The 20,393-nt window shown below is 52.3% G+C and carries 19 protein-coding genes and 1 pseudogene; 14 read left to right on the top strand and 6 right to left on the bottom strand.

Annotation, left to right across the window (positions count from 1 at the left end; translation table 11 throughout):
* Nucleotide 1 precedes the first annotated feature (1 nt).
* From plsY to NFS31_RS22475, 14 genes and pseudogenes are all read left to right on the top strand, one after another.
* Nucleotides 2-634, top strand: coding sequence for a glycerol-3-phosphate 1-O-acyltransferase PlsY (gene plsY, locus NFS31_RS22540; protein ID WP_251500253.1), 633 nt, complete (start codon nucleotides 2-4; stop codon nucleotides 632-634).
* 249 nt (nucleotides 635-883) lie between these two features.
* Complete coding sequence (locus NFS31_RS22535) at nucleotides 884-2,116, top strand: ABC transporter substrate-binding protein (protein WP_251500249.1); 1,233 nt, start codon at nucleotides 884-886, stop codon at nucleotides 2,114-2,116.
* 106 nt (nucleotides 2,117-2,222) lie between these two features.
* Nucleotides 2,223-3,104, top strand: coding sequence for a branched-chain amino acid ABC transporter permease (locus NFS31_RS22530; RefSeq protein WP_251500246.1), 882 nt, complete (start codon nucleotides 2,223-2,225; stop codon nucleotides 3,102-3,104).
* Between the two features lie 9 nt (nucleotides 3,105-3,113).
* Complete coding sequence (locus NFS31_RS22525; RefSeq protein ID WP_251500243.1) at nucleotides 3,114-4,175, top strand: branched-chain amino acid ABC transporter permease; 1,062 nt, start codon at nucleotides 3,114-3,116, stop codon at nucleotides 4,173-4,175.
* 3 nt (nucleotides 4,176-4,178) lie between these two features.
* A complete protein-coding gene (locus NFS31_RS22520) occupies nucleotides 4,179-4,958 on the top strand; it encodes an ABC transporter ATP-binding protein (protein ID WP_251500238.1) in 780 nt (259 codons plus the stop codon).
* 14 nt (nucleotides 4,959-4,972) lie between these two features.
* Nucleotides 4,973-5,683, top strand: a complete 711-nt coding sequence (locus NFS31_RS22515) for an ABC transporter ATP-binding protein (RefSeq protein ID WP_251500235.1) — start codon at nucleotides 4,973-4,975, stop codon at nucleotides 5,681-5,683.
* 26 nt (nucleotides 5,684-5,709) lie between these two features.
* A complete protein-coding gene (locus NFS31_RS22510) occupies nucleotides 5,710-6,702 on the top strand; it encodes a zinc ribbon domain-containing protein (protein ID WP_251500232.1) in 993 nt (330 codons plus the stop codon).
* Between the two features lie 433 nt (nucleotides 6,703-7,135).
* A complete protein-coding gene (locus NFS31_RS22505) occupies nucleotides 7,136-7,429 on the top strand; it encodes a hypothetical protein (RefSeq protein WP_251500230.1) in 294 nt (97 codons plus the stop codon).
* A gap of 157 nt (nucleotides 7,430-7,586) precedes the next feature.
* Entirely contained in the window at nucleotides 7,587-8,528 is a 942-nt protein-coding gene (locus NFS31_RS22500) for a M15 family metallopeptidase (RefSeq protein ID WP_251500227.1), read from the top strand.
* A 447-nt stretch (nucleotides 8,529-8,975) separates the two neighbouring features.
* Nucleotides 8,976-9,235, top strand: a pseudogene (locus tag NFS31_RS22495) (PD-(D/E)XK nuclease domain-containing protein); the annotation flags it as partial.
* A gap of 173 nt (nucleotides 9,236-9,408) precedes the next feature.
* Nucleotides 9,409-10,884 (top strand): stage IV sporulation protein A, encoded by a 1,476-nt coding sequence (gene spoIVA, locus NFS31_RS22490; protein WP_251500225.1) that lies wholly within the window; start codon nucleotides 9,409-9,411, stop codon nucleotides 10,882-10,884.
* Nucleotides 10,885-11,114: 230 nt separating this feature from the next.
* On the top strand, nucleotides 11,115-12,719 hold the full coding sequence (locus NFS31_RS22485) for an MBL fold metallo-hydrolase RNA specificity domain-containing protein (RefSeq protein WP_251500221.1): 1,605 nt from the start codon (nucleotides 11,115-11,117) through the stop codon (nucleotides 12,717-12,719).
* Nucleotides 12,720-12,869: 150 nt separating this feature from the next.
* Nucleotides 12,870-13,346 carry a ribonuclease HI gene (gene rnhA, locus NFS31_RS22480; protein ID WP_251500218.1) on the top strand — a complete coding sequence of 159 codons (477 nt, stop codon included), beginning with the start codon at nucleotides 12,870-12,872 and terminating at the stop codon, nucleotides 13,344-13,346.
* Between the two features lie 452 nt (nucleotides 13,347-13,798).
* Nucleotides 13,799-14,806, top strand: coding sequence for a lysozyme inhibitor LprI family protein (locus NFS31_RS22475; RefSeq protein WP_251500214.1), 1,008 nt, complete (start codon nucleotides 13,799-13,801; stop codon nucleotides 14,804-14,806).
* Between the two features lie 891 nt (nucleotides 14,807-15,697).
* On the opposite strand, the gene NFS31_RS22470 is transcribed toward NFS31_RS22475, so the two are convergent.
* From NFS31_RS22470 to NFS31_RS22445, 6 genes are all read right to left on the bottom strand, one after another.
* Nucleotides 15,698-15,937: a hypothetical protein gene (locus tag NFS31_RS22470; protein WP_251500211.1), complete on the bottom strand. Its 240-nt coding sequence runs from the start codon at nucleotides 15,935-15,937 to the stop codon at nucleotides 15,698-15,700.
* A gap of 273 nt (nucleotides 15,938-16,210) precedes the next feature.
* On the bottom strand, nucleotides 16,211-17,329 hold the full coding sequence (locus NFS31_RS22465; protein ID WP_251500209.1) for a hypothetical protein: 1,119 nt from the start codon (nucleotides 17,327-17,329) through the stop codon (nucleotides 16,211-16,213).
* Nucleotides 17,330-18,052: 723 nt separating this feature from the next.
* Nucleotides 18,053-18,289, bottom strand: coding sequence for a hypothetical protein (locus tag NFS31_RS22460; RefSeq protein ID WP_251500207.1), 237 nt, complete (start codon nucleotides 18,287-18,289; stop codon nucleotides 18,053-18,055).
* Entirely contained in the window at nucleotides 18,279-19,046 is a 768-nt protein-coding gene (locus tag NFS31_RS22455; protein ID WP_251500203.1) for a zonular occludens toxin domain-containing protein, read from the bottom strand. Before NFS31_RS22455 ends, NFS31_RS22460 begins: the two co-directional genes overlap by 11 nt.
* 205 nt (nucleotides 19,047-19,251) lie before the next feature.
* A complete protein-coding gene (locus NFS31_RS22450) occupies nucleotides 19,252-19,485 on the bottom strand; it encodes a hypothetical protein (protein WP_251500201.1) in 234 nt (77 codons plus the stop codon).
* A 6-nt stretch (nucleotides 19,486-19,491) separates the two neighbouring features.
* Nucleotides 19,492-20,247 carry a hypothetical protein gene (locus NFS31_RS22445; RefSeq protein ID WP_251500198.1) on the bottom strand — a complete coding sequence of 252 codons (756 nt, stop codon included), beginning with the start codon at nucleotides 20,245-20,247 and terminating at the stop codon, nucleotides 19,492-19,494.
* Nucleotides 20,248-20,393 lie beyond the last annotated feature (146 nt).

Here is a 20,393-nt window from a genome sequence, read left to right as displayed (position 1 = left end):
TATGGAACGGATTGTGTGTGTGGTAATCGGCTATGTGTTTGGCCTGCTTCAGTCAGGCTATCTGTACGGGAGAACGAAAAATATAGATATCCGCCAGTACGGGAGCGGCAACGCCGGCTCCACGAATGTGCTGCGCGTGATGGGCAAAAAGGCGGGCCTCATCGTGTTCTGCGGCGATTTCTTCAAGGCGGTCCTGGCCATGTGCCTGGCGCGCGCCCTGTTTAAGGGAAACCCCAGCCTGGACTTACTGGCCCTCTACGCCGGCTTCGGCGTGACATTAGGCCACAATTTCCCCTTCTATCTGGGCTTTAAGGGCGGGAAGGGCATTGCCTCCATGGCGGGGATTATGACAGCCATGGACTACCGCATTACCCTGACCTGCCTTGTGATTTTTGCCATCGTCGTGGGGCTGACGCGCTACGTGTCCTTAGGCTCGATCCTGATCTCTATCGCCTTTTTTGCGGAGCTTGTGATCTTCGGGAAGATGGGCAGCTACGCGCTTGCGCCGGCGGCCATGCCGGAGTTCTTTGTCCTGGCAGGCGTGCTGATGTGCATGGCTGTGTGGCGCCACAGGGCGAATATCAAACGCCTTCTGTCCGGGACAGAAAATAAGGTGGGGGCGAAAAAAAAGTAAGCCGGGGCATGTTTCAAACCTGCGCCGGGGGCGGTATCGCTATAAATTTTGGCCATGGTTTTTATAACGCCCGGTTATGGAGAAAGGATAAATTTGACGATTTATAAAAATTTCCGGTCATATCCGTGTTTTTTGACTATATTTCATATTGACATTTTTTCGACGAAAAATTATAATGTCGTAAATCAAATAAGTCAGACATGCCGCCTAAAACGGCGCGTCCGGCGAAAAAAGATGGAGGAGATTTTTATGAAAAAGAGAGTTTTAAGCCTTGGCTTAAGCCTGATGCTGGCAGCGTCCTTAACGGCCTGCTCCGGCGGGGACGGCGGCAACGGCGGCGCGCAGCCCGCTGAGACGAAGAGCGAGAATGCGGATTCCGCAGGCGGCGAAAACGTGGAGAATTCCGGCGCGGCCGCTTCTTCAGAAGGAACGTTAAAGATTGGCGGCATCGGCCCCTTAACCGGCCCGGCGGCTGCGTACGGCATTGCGGTAAAAAACGGCATGGATCTCGCGGTGAAGGAGATCAATGAGGCCGGCGGCATCAACGGCATGCAGGTAGAGTACAATTTCCAGGATGACGAGCATGACCCCGAGAAGGCGGTGAATGCGTACAACACCTTAAAGGACTGGGATATGCAGATCGTCCTGGGCACTGTTACCTCCAAGCCGTGTATCGCTGTGGTGGCAGAGTCCCAGAATGACAATATTTTCCAGATCACTCCGTCCGGCTCCGCCGTGGAGTGTATCTCCGGGGACAATGCGTTCCGCGTGTGCTTCTCTGACCCGGATCAGGGAAAGGCTTCCGCACAGTACATCGGCGAGCATGAGCTTGCTACCAAGGTTGCGATTATTTACGACAGCTCCACAGAGTATTCGGACGGTATCCGCGAGTCCTTTGTGAGCGAGGCTGCCAACCAGAACATTGAGATCGTGGCCAGCGAGGCGTTCACGGCTGACACGAACACGGATTTTTCCGTACAGCTTGACAAGGCCAAGGAGTCCGGCGCAGAGCTTGTATTCCTGCCGATCTATTATCAGGAGGCTTCCGTTATCTTAAAGCAGGCCGCTGATAAGGATTTTGCCCCGATCTTCTTTGGCTGCGACGGTATGGACGGTATCTTAAGCGTTGAGAACTTTGACGCTTCCCTGGCAGAGGGCCTGATGCTTTTAACCCCGTTCTCTGTGGACGAGGCCGGAAGCAAGGACTTCGTAGAGGCATACCAGGCCGCTTACAATGCAGAGCCGCTCCAGTTCGCGGCAGGCGCGTATGACGCGATGTATGCGATCAAGGCGGCCGCTGAAAAGGCGGGCATTACGGCGGACATGAGCGCATCCGATATCTGCGATGCGATGAAGGCGGCGATGCTTGAGATCACGCTTGACGGACTGACCGGCGAGGGCATGACCTGGAATGAGGCCGGCGAGCCGGAGAAGGCTCCGAAGGCGGTTAAGATCGAGAACGGCGTGTATGTGATGCAGTAATCGCAGCGCGCAAGGCAAATGATTTGGCCCTGACAGGAGAGGGTTGTCCCAAAGACAACCCTCTTTTTTTCCTATATGAAATGATAAAGAGGTAGGTGTAAGCGGTATGAGTTTTCTTTCTTATTTGATCAATGGCATCAGCCTTGGAAGCGTGTACGCTATCATAGCCCTGGGCTATACCATGGTTTACGGCATTGCCAAGATGCTGAATTTCGCCCACGGGGATATTATTATGGTGGGCGGCTTTACTGTATTTACCATTGTGAGCACAATGGGCGGTTCCCCGATAGCCGGTATTCTCGCTTCCGTCGCTGTCTGTACGCTTCTCGGCGTTACCATTGAAAAGGTCGCTTACAGACCTTTGCGGGGCGCGTCTCCGCTGGCGGTTCTGATCACGGCGATCGGCGTCAGCTACCTGCTTCAGAATATCGCGCTGATCATTTTTGGCTCCAATGCGCGCCAGTTTTCGTCTGTGGTCACGGTTCCGGCGCTCAAGCTGGCAAACGGGGCGCTTTCCATCTCCGGCGTGACGCTGGTCACCATTGCCACCTGTGTGGTGATCATGATTGCCCTGACGGCATTTATCAACAAAACGCGCATCGGGCAGGCCATGCTGGCCGTGTCGGAGGATAAGGGCGCGGCGACGCTGATGGGAATCAATGTAAACGGCACCATTGCCATCACCTTTGCCATTGGCTCCTCGCTGGCGGCGATCGCGGGCGTGCTGCTCTGCTCCGCCTATCCGTCCCTGACACCGTACACGGGCTCTATGCCGGGCATCAAGGCGTTTGTGGCGGCCGTGTTCGGCGGGATCGGCTCGATTCCGGGCGCGATGATCGGCGGGATTCTTCTCGGCGTGATCGAAAACCTGGCCAAAGCCTATATTTCCTCACAGCTCTCGGATGCGATCGTGTTCTCTGTGCTGATCATTGTGCTGATTGTGCGTCCCACCGGCATCCTGGGCAAAAAGATGAATGAGAAAGTGTAGGTGAATGGGATGAAAGCGTATAAAAATAAGATTCTGATTCAGAATACCGTTACATATGCCATGGTGATTGCCTGTTACGTCCTGATTCAGGCGCTGATGGCGGCGGGGCATGTGAACAGCCTCGTAAAGGGCCTTCTGGTTCCCCTTTGCATGTATGTGATCCTCGCGGTTTCCTTAAACCTGACCGTAGGCATTCTCGGCGAGCTGAGCCTGGGCCATGCGGGCTTTATGTGCGTAGGCGCGTTTTCCGGCGCGTTTTTTAACCATGTGATGGCAGACGCTGTGCCGAGCGGCCAGGTCCGCTTTATCATCGCCCTGTTCATCGGCGCGGCCACAGCGGCTGTGTTCGGCATCCTGATCGGCATCCCGGTCCTGCGCTTAAAGGGCGATTATCTGGCGATCGTGACGCTGGCCTTCGGCGAGATCATCAAAAATATCATTAACGTCCTGTATGTGGGCATAGACGGAAACGGGCTCCATGTCTCCACAAAGGATGTGGCGTCCTTAAACCTGGGCGAAGAGGGGCGCGTGATCATCAAGGGCGCGCAGGGCATTACCGGCACGCCCAAGGCCGCGACCTTTACCATCGGCGTGATTCTGGTGCTTTTAACGCTCTTTATTGTGCTGAATATCATGAATTCCCGCACCGGGCGCGCGATCATGGCCATCCGCGACAACCGCATCGCGGCGGAATCCATTGGCATCAATATCACAAAATACAAGCTCCTGGCTTTTTCTGTGTCCGCTGGCCTGGCCGGCGTGGCGGGCGTGCTCTACGCGCACAATCTGGCGACTCTGGCCGCGACGCCCAAGAGCTTTGGCTACAACATGTCCATCATGATTCTCGTGTTCGTCGTGCTGGGCGGCATCGGAAATATCCGCGGCTCCGTGATCTCCGCCGTGGTGCTGACCCTGCTTCCGGAGCTTTTGAGGGGATTGAATGATTACCGCATGCTGATCTACGCCATTGTGCTGATTGTCATGATGCTCCTGACATCGAGCCCCAAGGCCATAGAGATCAGGGAACGGCTTCTGGCCCCGTTTAAAAAACAGGAAAAGGAGGAGGCGTAAGCGATGGAAGGGACAAAAGAAATCACAAACATGCTGGAGGTAAAGAACTTAAGCATCTCCTTCGGCGGCTTAAAGGCCGTGGATGATTTTAACATCACCATCCAGAAAGGGCAGCTCTACGGCCTGATCGGCCCCAACGGCGCTGGTAAAACGACGGTTTTCAACCTTCTGACCGGGGTATACAAGCCGGATATGGGCCATATCCTCCTGGACGGGGCCAATATCACCGGCCATAAGACGGCGCAGATCAATCAGGCCGGCATTGCGAGGACGTTTCAGAACATCCGCCTGTTTAAGGATCTGTCTGTGCTGGACAATGTAAAGGCCGGGCTTCACAATCATTTCACCTATTCCACCCTGACCGGCATTTTCCGGCTTCCGGGGTATTATAAGATGGAAAAGGCCATGGACGAGCGGGCGATGGAGCTTCTAAAGGTCTTTGATCTCGAAACGGAATTTGCCTGCAAGGCGGCGAACCTCCCCTACGGAAAACAGCGCAAGCTGGAGATTGCGCGCGCCCTGGCCACGGAACCAAAGCTCCTGCTTTTAGATGAGCCGGCGGCGGGCATGAACCCCAATGAGACGGCGGAGCTGATGAATACCATCCATTTCGTGCGCGATCATTTCCACATGACGATCCTTTTGATCGAGCATGATATGAAGCTGGTTTCCGGCATCTGCGAGCGCCTGACGGTGCTGAACTTCGGCCACATGCTGGCAGAGGGGCCCACAGGCGACGTGCTGAATGATCCGCAGGTCATTGCGGCATATCTGGGAGAATAGGGGGGAATACGTGTATGGCTATGCTGGAGGTAAAGGATTTAAGTGTATATTACGGCGTCATCCAGGCGCTTAAGGGCATCTCCTTTGAGGTGGAAGAGGGCGACGTCATCGCGCTCATCGGCGCAAACGGGGCCGGGAAGACGACGACGCTGCACACCATCACGGGGCTGATACCCGCCAAATCAGGGAGTATCGTGTTTGAAGGAAAAAATATCACAAAGCTCCCTGGCTATAAGCTGGTTCCCATGGGCATCGCGCATGTCCCGGAGGGCCGGCGCGTGTTCGCCCAGCTAAGCGTCCTGCAGAATCTGAAAATGGGGGCTTATACGAGGAAGGACAAGCAGGAGATCGAGGATACGATTCGGAAGATCTACATGCGCTTCCCGCGCCTTGAGGAGCGGAAAAACCAGCTCGCGGGCACGCTCTCCGGCGGCGAACAGCAGATGCTGGCCATGGGCCGGGCCTTAATGTCCCACCCGCGGCTGATCGTCATGGATGAGCCGTCCATGGGGCTGTCTCCGATCTATGTGAATGAGATTTTTGATATTATTAAGGAAATCAATGCGGACGGGACTACGGTGTTATTGGTGGAGCAGAACGCGAAGAAGGCGCTCTCGATTGCCAATAAGGCGTATGTGCTGGAGACGGGTCGGATCGTGCTCAAGGGAGATGCCGCGGAGCTGATGAATAATGATCAGGTGAAGAAGGCGTATTTGAGCGAGTGACGGCGCGCGGGAGAAAGGACAGACAGATGTTTTGTACGAAGTGTGGGGCAGAGGTTAAGGACGGCGCAGTGTTTTGTACGAAATGCGGGGCCAGAATCAAAGCAGAACCCGGCGGGGAAAAGTCGCAGGAAGGCGGCGGGGAGACGACAAAACTTCCGCCTGCGCAGGCAGTTCCGGTTAAGACGGAAAAGAAGGGCAGGGGGAAACTGCCTTTGCTTCTGGGCGCGGCAGCGGTTCTTGCGCTTGCCGGGGCGGCCGTGTTTTTCTATGGAAAAAAGGGGGCGGAGAAACAGCCGGAGCCCGGAACCTGGGAATGGGATAAAGAATTCGACGGCGGGACGTCTGCGGACGGGGCGGAAGGAAACGCGGAGACGGTCAGCAAAGAGCCAGAGACAACAGCAGCCGGAGAGAGCATGGGAGCGGCCAAAGATGGTTCTTCTGAGACGGACGGGGCCGCGCAGCCCTTAAGCGGGCAGGCCGCGGATGACAGCGGCTCTTCTACGGCGAACGGAGCGGAGACGGCCGCTGCGCCGGACGGGATGGCGGAAAGCGGGGCGGTTCCCCTGGATACGGAAGTGTTTCCTCCGATCGCGATGGATTGCGTCCGCTCTGTAAGCGCGTCGTCTGTGCTCACAGAGCAGAGCGGCGCTGTGCATGCCGCGGCGCAGATCATGGATCAGAAGCTCGATCGCGCCTGGGTAGAGGGCGGGGACGGGCAGGGGATCGGCGAGTCGGTAAGCTTCTATTTTGACGGGGAATATATGGTGTCCGGATTTACGATCCATGCAGGGTATCAGAAGAGCCGGGATCTGTATTATAAAAATTCCCGGCCGGCCTCTGTGAGGATTGAATTTGACGGCAAAAACTTCCTGCGGTTTACACTGGACGATGTGTGCGCGGCGCAGACGATCACGTTTGACACGCCGCAGACGGCCTCGACGGTTACGCTGTACATCGAATCGGTGTATGCGGGTGAGAAATATGAGGATACGGTTATCTCGGAGCTGGCGTTTTATTGACGGGCTGAGCGCCGGACGCAATGATGTACCAGCACTTCCACCTCGTACTTACGACGCCAATGCCGTAACTTACTGCAGCACTATTGATAATTAAAAAAATCGTAGTATACTACACAAGAAAGTAGTGACAAAATCGCCGCAAGTACGAGGTAACTATAATGATTAAACGAGATTCTTATTTGAATCGCATGATTCATTACAGTTGGCCGGAATAAGAAAATGGCGGTACTTTCCGGGACAGCCCGGAGGTACAGATATAGCGAATAGGAAAATTTACAACACTCGGCTTTAGTCGAGTGTTTCTTCTTAAAGGGGGCAGAAAAATTCATGAATCTGTGGTATAATGTCTTATCTGATTTCCATCGCAGAAGAGCAGGGATGATAGAAAAAGCAAATTAAGGAGTTAAGCCGTTTCATAAATAACATGATTAATTTGAGCAGATTTGAAGAAATAAAGGACTTGAGGATGGCGTGGCCGCATGAAGCCCTGGACTTTACTCCATGGCTTTCGCAGGACGATAATATTGCTGATACTATGGCTAAGCATATTGCGAAAAAACTGGCGCAGAAGGCATTAACGAAAGGAACGATATATCCTGTTGTAAAGAAGATTGCCTTAAACGCAGGTATTCGTATGACAAAACAGGTTTTTGCTGATAGTGTTGCATCTGCCATCCCCATTGCAGGAGGTGTTTTGTCCGGCGCTCTTACCTTTGCTATGTTTTAAACCATGTTGTATGAAGTTGAGAAAAGATTTAATGTCGTATAATTTATGTGATCCGGATTATTACAGGCTGGTTGAAATTTAATTTCCTACTGTCGGAACATAACAGAAAGCATCCGGATAATTGTTTAAATAAACAAGCTGCAGGGAGATGTATGATATGAAAGATTTATTACATGCCAGCGCCGCTTTATGTGCTTTAAGTATGGTGCTTTGCGCAGGCTGCGCGGCAGACAAGCCGGGCTCCGAAAGCGGGGCAGAAAAAACAGGGATGGAATCGTCAGTCCGTCAGGAGATTCTGCATGGAATGGCCGCTTACGCGCCGTCTGTTTTAGAAGCAGCCGGAGAAGAATCCTTCCTGTCCGGGACAACGGAGGATAAAGCGGACGTCGGCGCAGAGGTTTGTCATGTTTTGTTATCCGGATCGGCGGCGGAAGAGGATGCGGGCGGGCAGGACGCAGAAGGGCCTGCCGGGACAGGGACTGTCCTCACTTCCCCGGAATCAGGGCATCCGGCCCGGCAGGATCCGCCGGACACAGGGACTGTGCAGACGCCGGAAGCGGCGGATATTGTGCGGATCAGGGATTATATTCCGGATATACAGGTTGATCTGAAATATGCAACGGACGACAATTTCACCGGGCAGGTCATCTATGATTTTTCGGACGCATGGCTGCGATACGGAACCGTTTTGAAGCTGGAAGCCGCCCAGAAGGCGGCAAGGGAACACGGGATGACGCTCCTCTGCTGGGATGCGTTCCGCCCGGTTTCCGCGCAGTTTCGCCTGTGGGAGGCGTACCCGGACTCTACGTATGTCGCAAATCCCAACACAGGCTATTCCTCGCACAGCCGCGGGAATACGGTGGATATCACCATCGTCTCATCCGATGGGACAGCGATTGAGATGCCTACCGGCTTCGATGATTTCTCATCCCTGGCGGACAGGGATTACAGCGACTGCAGCCAGACAGCCGCCGGACATGCCCGGCTTCTGGAGCAGATCATGGAGGAGGCGGGATTTAAACCTTACTTTGGCGAGTGGTGGCATTTTTCTGATACAGAAACCTATCCGGTCGCGGCAGCGCCGCTGGAAATGGAGTAAAAGGGCACACCTTGTCATAATGAGAGCCGTTCCCCACGAAGTGACAGAAGCAGCCGGATATAGCCGGACATGCCGTATATCTGGCCTTCCGCTGTTTCGCGGAAAACAATTAATTTTCTTTTATAAGCGGCGGCTGATATAATTTACGTTCAATCTGTCTGCGCTCAGTCGCAATCTGCTTTAATGCTTTTTCATCCTCCGTCACAGCCTCGATCCTCTCTAAAATGATAACTGTTCAAAAAGATAGCAATTTATTTCTTTTTCATATGTTGGCATTTCTTTTTGCCTCCTTCTTGTAAGCACGCTTCTGTCATGATTCTTATAACACAGAATGGATGCAGGGCCTGACACGGGCGGCCTGCTCACAACAAACATAACGGCAGGAAAGCAATCGTGAACAACATAAACATTTTTGTTTGATTTTCTCCTGTTTCTCAGTAAAATGATGATGTCATGCTGGAACCGAGAAACAGGAACGATGACGCAATCATTTTAGAATTTAAAGTACAGGAAATGGATGAGGAAAAAGAGCTGTCAGACACGGTAAACGCAGCGCTTAAGCAGATAGAGGAAAAGAATATGAAACCGCGCTCATTGCAAAAGGGATTCCAAGAGAAAAGATCCGGAAATATGGTTTCGCTTTCCGTGGGAAGGAAGTGCTGATCGGATGTAACAGTTCAGATAGGTCTGCGCACCTGCTGCGCTGACCTTACGAAAACGTGGCGGCAACAGGCATCTGCCCCATCGCGAAGCGATTTTCATGGGCAGATGCCGTAACAGTTCAGGTTGTCTGAACGGTTACGATCGGATAAATATTTTACCTGAATATGCCATTTCACCCCTGCATATACTTGTATCAGCATAGCAAGGGGGTATTTTTATGGACAATTTTAATGTATACAATGACATCAAAGCCCGCACAAACGGAGAGATCTACATCGGCATCGTGGGCCCGGTGAGGACGGGCAAATCCACATTTATCAAGCGCTTTATGGAGCTCTTAGTCCTTCCGGAGATGGAGGATCCCCATGCCCGGGAGCGGACGAGGGATGAACTGCCGCAGTCCTCGGCGGGAAAAACGATCATGACGACCGAGCCGAAATTCATCCCCAAGGAAGCGGCGCAGATCGCGCTGGCGGAGGGCGCGGATGTTAAGGTGCGGCTTATCGACTGCGTGGGTTTTATGGTAGAAGGCGCGGCCGGGCATATCGAAAATGACATGGAACGCCTGGTGAAAACGCCCTGGTTTGACAGCGAGATCCCCTTTACGGAAGCGGCGGAGCTGGGAACGCGGAAGGTCATCACGGATCACTCGACGATCGGCCTGGTAATCACCACGGACGGCTCTTTTGGGGATATCAAGCGGGGCAGTTACATAGCGGCGGAAGAGAAAACGATCAAGGAGTTAAAGAATTTAAAAAAGCCGTTCCTCGTGCTTTTAAATTCCACGCGGCCCTATTCGGACGAGACGCGGGAGCTGGCGGGGCAGATGGAGGAAAAATATGGGGTTCAGGTGCTGCCAGTCAATTGCGAGCAGCTTAAAAAAGAGGATATCCGTTCCATCCTGGGCGAGGTTCTCTATGAATTCCCGGTGACGGAAATGGATTTTGCGATCCCCAAGTGGATGGAGATCCTGCCCAGGGATCACTGGCTGAAGGCGGCTGTCATCCAGGCGGTGAAGGATATTTTAAAAAAAACAAACCACATGCGCGATGTGGACGCGGCGCTTCCCCCGGACGGCGGCGAGGCGGTGAAGCGGATGAAGATCACGGAACGCCGGATGGATGAGGGGCGCATCGGGGCCTCGGTCGAGGTGGATGACAGCCATTATTACCAGATCTTGAGCGAATATGTGGGCGTGCCGATCGAGGGGGAATACCAGCTCATGCAGACCATGCGGGAGCTGGCGTCCATGCAGAAGGAGTATGAGAAGGTCAATAATGCCATGAACCAGGTGCGCCAGAAGGGCTACGGCGTCGTCACCCCGGAGCGGGGGGAGATTGTCCTCGATGAACCTCAGCTCATACGCCACGGCAACAAATACGGCGTGAAAATGAAGGCCCAGGCCCCGTCCATCAACCTGATCAAGGCCCATATCGAGACGGAGATCGCTCCCATTGTCGGAAATGAGCAGCAGGCCGAGGATCTGATCCGTTACATTAAGGAAAATGCCGGGCAGAGCGAGGAAGGCGTGTGGACCACCAATATTTTCGGGAAATCCATTGAGCAGATCGTGGACGACGGTATCCAGGCCAAGATCTCACAGCTTACAGAGGACTGCCAGATTAAGCTCCAGGATACGCTGCAGAAGATAATTAATGACAGTAACGGCGGAATGATTTGCATTATTATCTGAAATCAGTTATAATAAAGAAAGAGATGTTGTTGCAAAACAAGGATCGCGCTTACCCAGACGGCAGTCAGCAACCCCGCGGCGGGCAACGGGGCATGGGCTCTCGCGGCAGTCGCCAAATGTGCAGGCATGTATGCCCGCCTGGCCCGCTGCCCGCGGAAGCATTCAGATATCTGAACGGCTGCCAATGACGCAACATGTGAACGTGCAGGAAAATTACAGGAGATGATGGAATGAAACTTACATTTATCGGAGCGGATCATGAAGTAACCGGGAGCTGCCACCTTCTGGAGGCATGCGGGCTCAATGTCCTGGTGGACTGCGGCATGGAGCAGGGCGTAAATAAGTTTGAAAACGCCGAGCTTCCCATCAGCTATGCGGATGTGGACTATGTGCTGGCCACCCATTCCCATATTGACCATGTAGGCATGCTGCCATTTATCTATGCAAAGGGTTTCCGCGGCCAGGTGCTGGCTACCCGGGCCACGGCGGATCTCTGCGAAATCATGTTAAAGGACTGCGCCCACATCCAGGAATCCGAGGCGGAGTGGAAAAACCGCAAGGCCAGACGGGCCGGAAGACAGGAGGAACCGCCGATCTATACCATGAACGACGCGGAGGGCGTGCTGGAGCATTTTGTCCCGTGCGATTACGGCCACACGATCCGCCTGGCGGAGGGCTTTGAGGTGCGTTTTACCGACGTCGGCCATCTGCTTGGCTCTGCCTCGATTGAGATCTGGATGACCGAGGGCGGCTGCTCGAAAAAGATCGTATTTTCCGGCGATATCGGAAACGAAAAGAAGCCCCTGATACGCAGCCCCCAGTACATATTCCAGGCGGATTATGTGGTGATGGAATCCACCTACGGCGGCCGCTTCCACAAGTCCGGCGGCGATCACGTGGAGGAATTTGCCCGCATCATCGACGAGACCCTTGCCATCGGCGGAAATGTGGTCATCCCGGCCTTTGCGGTCGGCCGTACTCAGGAGGTGCTAAACTATATCCGCGTGATCAAGGAGCGCGGCCTCGTAAAGAGCCTGCCTGATTTCGAGGTCTACTTAGACAGCCCCATGGCGGTGGAGGCAACCGCAGTGTTTAAGGAGAATCGGATGGACTGCTACAATGAAGAGACGCGGGCGCTGGTGAAAAAGGGAATCAGCCCCCTGTCCTTTCCGGGACTGCGCCTCTCTGTTACCAGCAATGACTCCATTGCCATCAATTTTGACACCAAGCCCAAGGTGATTATCTCCGCGGCCGGCATGTGCGATGCGGGCCGGATCCGGCACCATTTAAAGCATAACCTGTGGCGGCCGGAGTCAACCATCCTCTTTGCCGGCTATCAGGCGGTCGGAACCCTGGGCCGCAGCATCATCGACGGCAGGGAAGAGGTAAAGCTGTTCGGCGAGTCCATTGAGGTGAGGGCGCGCATCGAAAAGATTGAAGGCATCAGCGGACATGCCGACGAGGCGGGACTCTTAAAATGGGTGGGCAGCTTTATGAGCGATCTGCAGCAGGTGTTCGTGGTTCACGGGGACGACGAGGTCTGCGACCAGTTTGCCGCAACGGTGAAGGATACCTTCGGGATCGAGGCCATAGCCCCGTACAGCGGCACATCCTACGATCTGGAAAAGGGATGCTTTATCACTGTCGCAAAGGGAATCCCGATCCGGCGCGAAACATCGGAGAAGACGAAGAAGGCTGCCGGCGTATTTGCACGCCTCCTGGCCGCCGGAGACAGGCTGCGTAAGGTCATCATGCACAATGAAGGCGGGGCCAATAAGGATCTGGCCAAATTTGCGGATCAGATCAATTCACTGTGCGATAAGTGGGATCGGTAGCGCTGTGGCGCCGCCTGTTTAAGAGAGCGCCTGTTTGAGATGCAGCCTGTTTTGCGGTGCAGCGCGTCCGCAGCACAATTCATCCGCGGTACATCATATGCTTTTGCGGCATATAGGACAGCGCGGTGTGAGAGGAGAATACGGTTTATTTTGAAGGTAACGATTTATACAGACGGAGCCGCCAGGGGAAACCCGGATGGGCCGGGCGGCTTTGGGACAGTGATTCACTATGTGGATCCGGCGGGAGAGCTCCATGTAAAGGAGCTCTCTGCCGGTTACAAGAGGACAACCAACAACCGGATGGAGCTTATGGCCGCGATCGCCGGGCTGGAGGCTTTAAACAGGCCGTGCGAGGTGGAGCTGTATTCGGATTCCAAATATCTGGTGGATGCGTTTAATAAGCACTGGATTGACGGATGGATCAAAAAGGGATGGAAACGCGGGAAAAATGAGGATGTTAAAAATATCGACCTCTGGAAAAGGCTTTTGGAGGCGAAAAAGCCTCACCGCGTTTCCTTCTGCTGGGTAAAGGGACATGCCGGGCATCCGGAGAATGAGCGGTGCGACGAATTAGCCACCTCTGCGGCGGATGGCGGCGGGCTGCTGGTGGATCCGGGGACGGCGTAGATCCGTTTCCGGCAAAAAAATATGTGACAGGTGGCTGTTTTATAGCGACAGGGCCGCCATTGAGGGCTTTATATGCAGCATGAACCCCTTGATCCAATATCAATGACGCTCCCTGTGAATAGCAGCCGGAAATCGTAACCGTTCAGAAGATATCTGAACGGTTACGGCATCTGCCCATGAAAATCACTTCGCGATGAGGCGCCCGCTTTCATCACCTGATTGTGCGGTCAGCGCAGCAGGCGCGCAGACCTGTCTGAACGGTTACCGGAAATCTTACAATAATATTACTAATTCGCAACATCTATTTTCTTTCCTTCCTAAATATGCTATGTTAAAGTCATATAATCCAAAGCGGGCAGCCTTCAGGCGTATGTGTGTGGATGGTTTATTTTACGGCTGCTTTGCGGGAACATAATGCTTAATGGTTATATTCTGATTAAGGACGGCGGATATTGAAGAATAAAGGTGTTTTTACGGCGATTATTTTGATTATTGTGATTGGCGTTTTTACTACGATCGGGACGCGGCGTTTTATTGTGGAGAAGCAGGCGCAAATGAACACGTGGCCGGAGAGCGCTATACAGAGCGCCCCGGGCAGCAATGCGGCCGGGGGGATGGCCGGCGCTGCGCAGAGCGGCGATGTGCCGGAGGCGGCCTCAGAGGATGTCGGCGCTGCGGCGCTGTCCGCTGAAGGAAAATCAGGAAAGCCCGCCTGGCAGGGCGAGGAAGAGAAGAAGACGGCGGGAGGAGAAAGCATAGAAGATGGTGAAGAGGGCAACGCAGCAGAGGAGAGAGCAATAGCGGGAGATATAGCGCCGTACAGTGCGGGCGATATGGCAGTCGATGTGACAGAAAGCGGCGCCGGATATACGGGAACAGGACAAAGAACGGACAATATGTTCCGGGAAGCAGCTTTAGCTGAGGACTACAGCGGCGCTCCAACCCAGGGGAGCGGCGGCCAGGAACCGGCAGCGGCCCCGCCGTCTGAAACGAAGACAAAGAACTCTGAAAACGATCGAAAGGAGGGCCCGGTTTCCCCATTAACCGGAATATCCGGAAACGGCCCGGGAGCCCAGGAGGGGACGCTGACCAGGGAGGACTACCAGAAACGCCTGGAAGAGATTGACGCGCTGATAGCGGGTATGAAGCAGTCTGATCTCATGTCCAATACAGACAGCATGTCAAGCGTGGCAGACTATGAATATAAGCTGTGGGATTCAGAGCTAAACCGTATCTACCAGGCATTAATCCAGGCGATGTCCCAGGAAGAAGCCGAGACCCTGAAGGCCGAAGAACGCTCATGGCTCAGAACCCGCGATCAGGCGGCCAACCAGGCAGCTTCCAAATATAAAGGAGGAACCATGGAACGCCTCGAATATGCCGCCTCCCTGGCCATCTCGACAAGGACCCGCGCATATGAACTGCTGGAAGAATATGGCTCCAAATTAGATCCCAATTAATAGCTGCAAAGAATCCCTTCCACACCTATAACATCCGCTATTAAAACAGCAGTCCCTCAGAGGATGTCCATCAACGATATGAACTCTTTCATATGCAAAATTGATGATTTAAGGGCAGAAAATAGCCGCCACTACTCACAATAGTGACGGCATGCGGATTGATATATAATCCGTATTTGAGTTAAGATTGAGAGTAAGCCGCTTCTCTGGCTTTCCCTTTTCTATGCCTAATATATCATAATTTCCCGCCACTTTCAAGAGAATATTACACAAAAACAGAATTCCCTGTCTATGGCCTATGCTCACTGAGCAAGACAGAATTAATATAAATCACAAAACAGTCCTCGCATCCGGTTATATCCTCCGGCCTGTATAATCTTCATTATCCCATCTTCGCCACGGTCAATCACATTTCTCGGACAATATGCCGGGCGGGCCGCTGGAGGGGCGGGCTGGCACAGTACAGATTATGAGTTCCTGTGTGTTAGACGTGTAAGGCTGGCAGGAAAAAGGGCGGCAGATGTCATCCTGCCGCCTGTTCCTTATTCTGCCGGTCCTATATAAAGTTTCAGTAATCCTTTACCACAATTTGCAGCAAATTGTTTTTTCAATCTTTCTATTATGCCGAGAGCGCCTTGTTTAGAAAATCTCCAGCATAAGTCTTTGTTTTTTTGAAAATCCGTCTATGCGCTTATATCTTTTGTATTCCTTTCCGTATTTTGTTTCTTTTACAATATAGTATTTCATATCCTCCTCGCTTTCTCCCTGCGTTACCCGGCAGGGACGAGCTGAAATTAAAATATTACCTCAACTATCCAAACCCGGCCAAAAGCGTCTGTTAAGGTATCGCCTATTTTTAAATCATTGGCTATTGTTTCAAAAAGACAATGGTCAAGCCCTGATTTCATCCAGCCTCTGTATAACTTTTCCAAACTTTCCCTTCTTTCTCCCGGCATCCCCCGCCGGGTGGGTAGTGTGGTTATCCTGCCGGAACCGCTTCCAAAAATGTTTCCATACGCCAAAATATTCTGTCAATACTTCCTTCAGTACCACGGATGAGCCGCTTTGCAGCGGAAACTGTCCTACAATCCAAATCTCCACAAACCCGCATTTATCCACCGGAACGGACATGGAACCGCTTTATCCATGCCCATTCCGCCAGACAGTATTTTTTCAGGGCAGTATCTTATTTTCTATAACCCCATATCTTCACCGTGTCTTTACGCCCTTTATTAGCTGCCCGCGATGACGCAAGCCTGCCGTAATGTTTACATCCCGGGTAACCTGTATCTTCATAAAACGGGCAGCTCAGGGAAAGTAGATTTTCCTGTCTTCATACCGGGAAACCTCCCTTAAAGACCTGGTTCCATCCATTATAAACATCTACGGGTTCCTTACCATCTTTTACGCCTTTGCAGAAATCCGTTTATACAGTTTTAATAAAAAGAGCCCCCCAGAAAGGACGCTCCCAACCACCGCCGCTACGGGGAGGGAGGAGCCCGCCGCCTTATTGACCGGTTCCGTAAGGACGCTGAAAGGGGCCTGGGTATAATACAGGCGGATCACAAGGCTGCCGTCCGGGAGCACCTGGCAACTGGAAGGTTCCGTAAGGCTGGCATCAAACGAATAACCTGGATATTCCTTTACCGGGTATTTCGCCCACGTACCGGGAATTCCCTGCAAAGTTTCCGTACCGGCAGGGAGCCAGGATTTTTTATCCCCGGAAGGGATAAAACTTTCTTTATAATATTCCACCGTAAAAGGGACAGGATCACAGGTATAATACAGGCGGATCACAAGGCTGCCGTCTGGGAGTACCTGGCAATTGGAAGGTTCCGTAAGGCCAGAATCGAACGAATAGCCCGGATACTCCTTCGCTGAATACTTTGCATTCATGCCGGGAATCCCCTGCAAAGTTTCCGTATCAGCAGGGAGCCATGATTTTTCATCCCCGGAAAAACTTTCTTTATAATGTTCTACCTTATAAGGAACCGGATCACAAGTATAATACAGGCGGATCACAAGGCTGCCGTCTGCAAGCACCTGACAATTAGAAGGTTTTGTAAGGCTGGCGTCGAACGAATAGCCCGGGTACCCCTTCGCTGAATATTTTGCATCCACGCCGGGAAGCCCCTGCAGAGTTTCTGTATCAGCCAGTTTCCATGATTTTTCATCCCCGGAAAAACTCTCTTTATAATGTTCCACCTTATAAGAAACCGGATCACAGGTATAATATACCGGAACCTCAAGGCTGCCGTCTAAAAGCACCGTTTTTTCTTCCGGAACCAGTTCGGGGGCATATGTAAAACCGGGAAATTCCGAAGTTTTAATAAGGGCAGGCTTACCTGCCGCGCCCGTATGGGAAGTTTCCGATACCTTTTCCCATTTATAAGTACCGTCAGCAGAATATTTCTGGGTATAATGCCCTAATTTATACGGGACATTATATGTAATATTCATCCCGCTGGAATTCATGGCAGACATAAATTTTTTTTCATCCCCTGAATTCCACATATCATTCAAAAGTTTTCCTGCCGCCCCACTGTCAGGAATGGATAAAGATTCCCCAACCTGGCAGCCATTCACTCTTTGGATTTTTGTTTGAAAACTACTAAGGGAACGGGAAACCAGAAGACAACCCCCGGAAGAAAATACATTACCGGCATTTCCTGTTTCAAAATAGTTACGTATATCCGTTGTATTGCAAAATACCTTAAATGGCAAAGTCATTACAGTCCCGACCCTTAAATATCTGATAGAATCTGGGCTGGCAAGCTCCGAAGAAGAGTAGGTCAATTTCCCAGCAGAATCATACATGCAATGATTAGATCTGATGGAGGCAGGTGAAAAACCCGAACCTGACCGGGCATAGAACTTTACATCCAAACGGTCAGCATATGGAAGCGCAGCACCGGAACAACACCCTATTATCTCCTGGCCTTTGGGGACATAATAATTTGTCAGGACATACCCGCTTGAATCATAATGACTTATGACAGAAAAAGAATACACATAATTTGGATCATTACAGGAAACATCTGCCTTACAGGAAGAAACCCTCGGTTCAGAAGAGTCATAGTCCAGAGAGCAACCCGGCCACAAAGGCAAAGCGGAAGAGGGGAGGGAATAATAACGCGCAGTTGTCCCGTAAGAACCGGAAAGGGAAAGCCAGCTTTTTACGCTCTTAAAAAGCGTGTCAATCCCATGGGCTGTATCGCCCCATGACAAATCCGAATAACTGTTTACCTAGGAAAGGAGGGCGTTATTGTGTGTCGATTCCAGATAGCCTTTATACGCCCCCATCCAGCAGCCTATATATTCTTTTTGTACCGGGATTCCACAGGCCATAAAAACCGTGAAAAATACATAATCATCCGGTTCCATCACTCCTTCCGTATCCGCGAAAGAAACAACCGCCTGGGAAAGAACCAGGCAGGCCGACAGTATGGCAACCCATACCTTTTTTAAAAACTTAGCCCGCATTGACATCCACCTCACTTTCTGCATCATCCCCGCTCCCAACGGCTGGGGATTCCCTATAATCCGTTGTACCCCCTGCCTGGCTGATGCCGGGCGTCCCTGCCGCGCCCGCTCCCGGGGCCCCCTTCCCCCCGCTCGCGCGCACAGCAGGGACGTCCAGCATCTCAAATGTATCATAAAGCCGATAATATTTAGGAACGCTTTTATAAAACTCACTGCCGACCTTTTCTTTCATGGGGTACCATACCTTTACCTTCACAAACAGATTAAACGGCGAAAGCATCAGGCAGGAGAGGAACCAGCCCCTCCAGCCCATATTTTTTACTTTCCTGTGGATGAATTCATACTCCACCAGGCATCTCACCTGCCTGTCAAGCATCCTGTCAAACTGGGCGCACAGGATAATGAAATAGCCGAAATGGCGGTGCATGGTAAAAAACCAGTTCCAGCGGCCGCGGCCTTTGGCATTCCATTCACGGGCGTTAAACATAAGCTGGGCCTCGTCAACCACCAGCAGGATACTGTCTTCCTTCATTGTGCGCCCGTCAAATTTTTCTTTTGAAATTTCTACGAGCAAATCCGGATCCAGCTCGTCATTCGGGATATACCTCACATCCTTTTCCCCGCGGAGCCGGATATTATCCACATTGACAGGGAAGTTACACAGAACGGTCTGTTTCCTCCGGCACCAGTTATAAATCGTCCTGGCACAGTCCAGGGATTTCCCGGAACCCGGGGTTCCGCTATATAACACAATCATAAAAACACACCTCCTGAATGTTATAAATTGTAAGACAGTTTTCTCTGTAAAGCGGCCCATCAGCGGCGCTGAAGGACATGTTGACAGAATCGTTTTGCTATATAGGAACAATTTTTTTTCCCTGAAGCCTGAATTGAACTGTTATTTTTTTACTTTATATTTGCCCTAAACTGTCCCAAATAATGCACGCTAAGACTCACCCCTGTTAATCAATCGCCTTTACAAACCGGAGGATTACGCTTGACACGTAAAACACACCTACGGCCGCCCCCCAGACAGCCAGGAGGGCAAGGAAATCGGATACCGGGATAAAATAATTCAGGTAACCGAGATAGGGGATCTCTGCGATACTGTCAATAAACCCCCGGAAAGGGGAACCGGGCAGGAGCTGTAGGACAGAAACCAGGACAGCCCTTAACCCGTTTAACAATCCAGACATACGTTTTCACCCCCTGATAAGTGAACGGGTAGCCGCAATCAGGCAGGCGCAGAAGAGCAGGTCAAGCATGATACGGAAGATGACAACCGCCGGCTCCCATTCCGAAAAATCCAGGACAAATTCCTGATGGTAGTGGACAAACTGATAATCAATGTTAATTGGGATCACAAAACGCGGGGTTTCCCTGTCCGCCGCCAGTGTTTCAACAAGGTAAATCACATCAAAGGGGATGCAGAACGGGAACTTCTCCGAAATAATGCCCGGGACGCTGAGCTGTTCCCCTGCCTCAGAAGCTTCAAAGGAAAACGCATCCGCAACAGAACCGACAATTGCTGCAGGCAGGTCACGGACAGCCTCAAGGATATCAGACAGGGCGGCGTCGCCTGTCACCGGGATATCTGTTGTATCCCCCAATTCCAGGCCGCCGGCCCCTACCGTCTCCCGGACATCCTCCAATGTCCCGGCCGGGTACGTATCCGCCAGGGCCGCCATATTAGAGGCCGCAAGGTCAGCGCTGGCGGGGAATGATAAAATACCGGACAAGGCATTTTCCACCAGGCTGGCGGCATCCTCCCGGAACACCTCCACCTCCATAGGGACCGTACCGGAAACATACGTATTGACAACCTCACCTGTGGCGACATAATTTTTCGCATCCGCCAGGGAAGCGAATACCGGGAAGGGGAGGCTCCCGGCGTCAGCGGGGGAGCAGAGCATTGTGTCGCGGTACCAGCCGCTTTCAATCCCCGGCGAATAGCGCAAGCTGCCGTCACTGTTGACAAAAACACTGTAAGCGGCGGCCCTGTATACAGAATATTCAGAAGCAGCGGCATTCCTTTTATTGTCTGTATACTGGGGTTAAAACCCTCGCCTTCCAGGCGAAACCTTTAGGTCAACCCCACATCTCA

The organism is Otoolea muris, assembly GCF_943193115.1.
GTDB classification, from domain to species: domain Bacteria; phylum Bacillota; class Clostridia; order Lachnospirales; family Lachnospiraceae; genus Otoolea; species Otoolea muris.
This window is presented reverse-complemented; position numbering and strand designations above follow the sequence as displayed.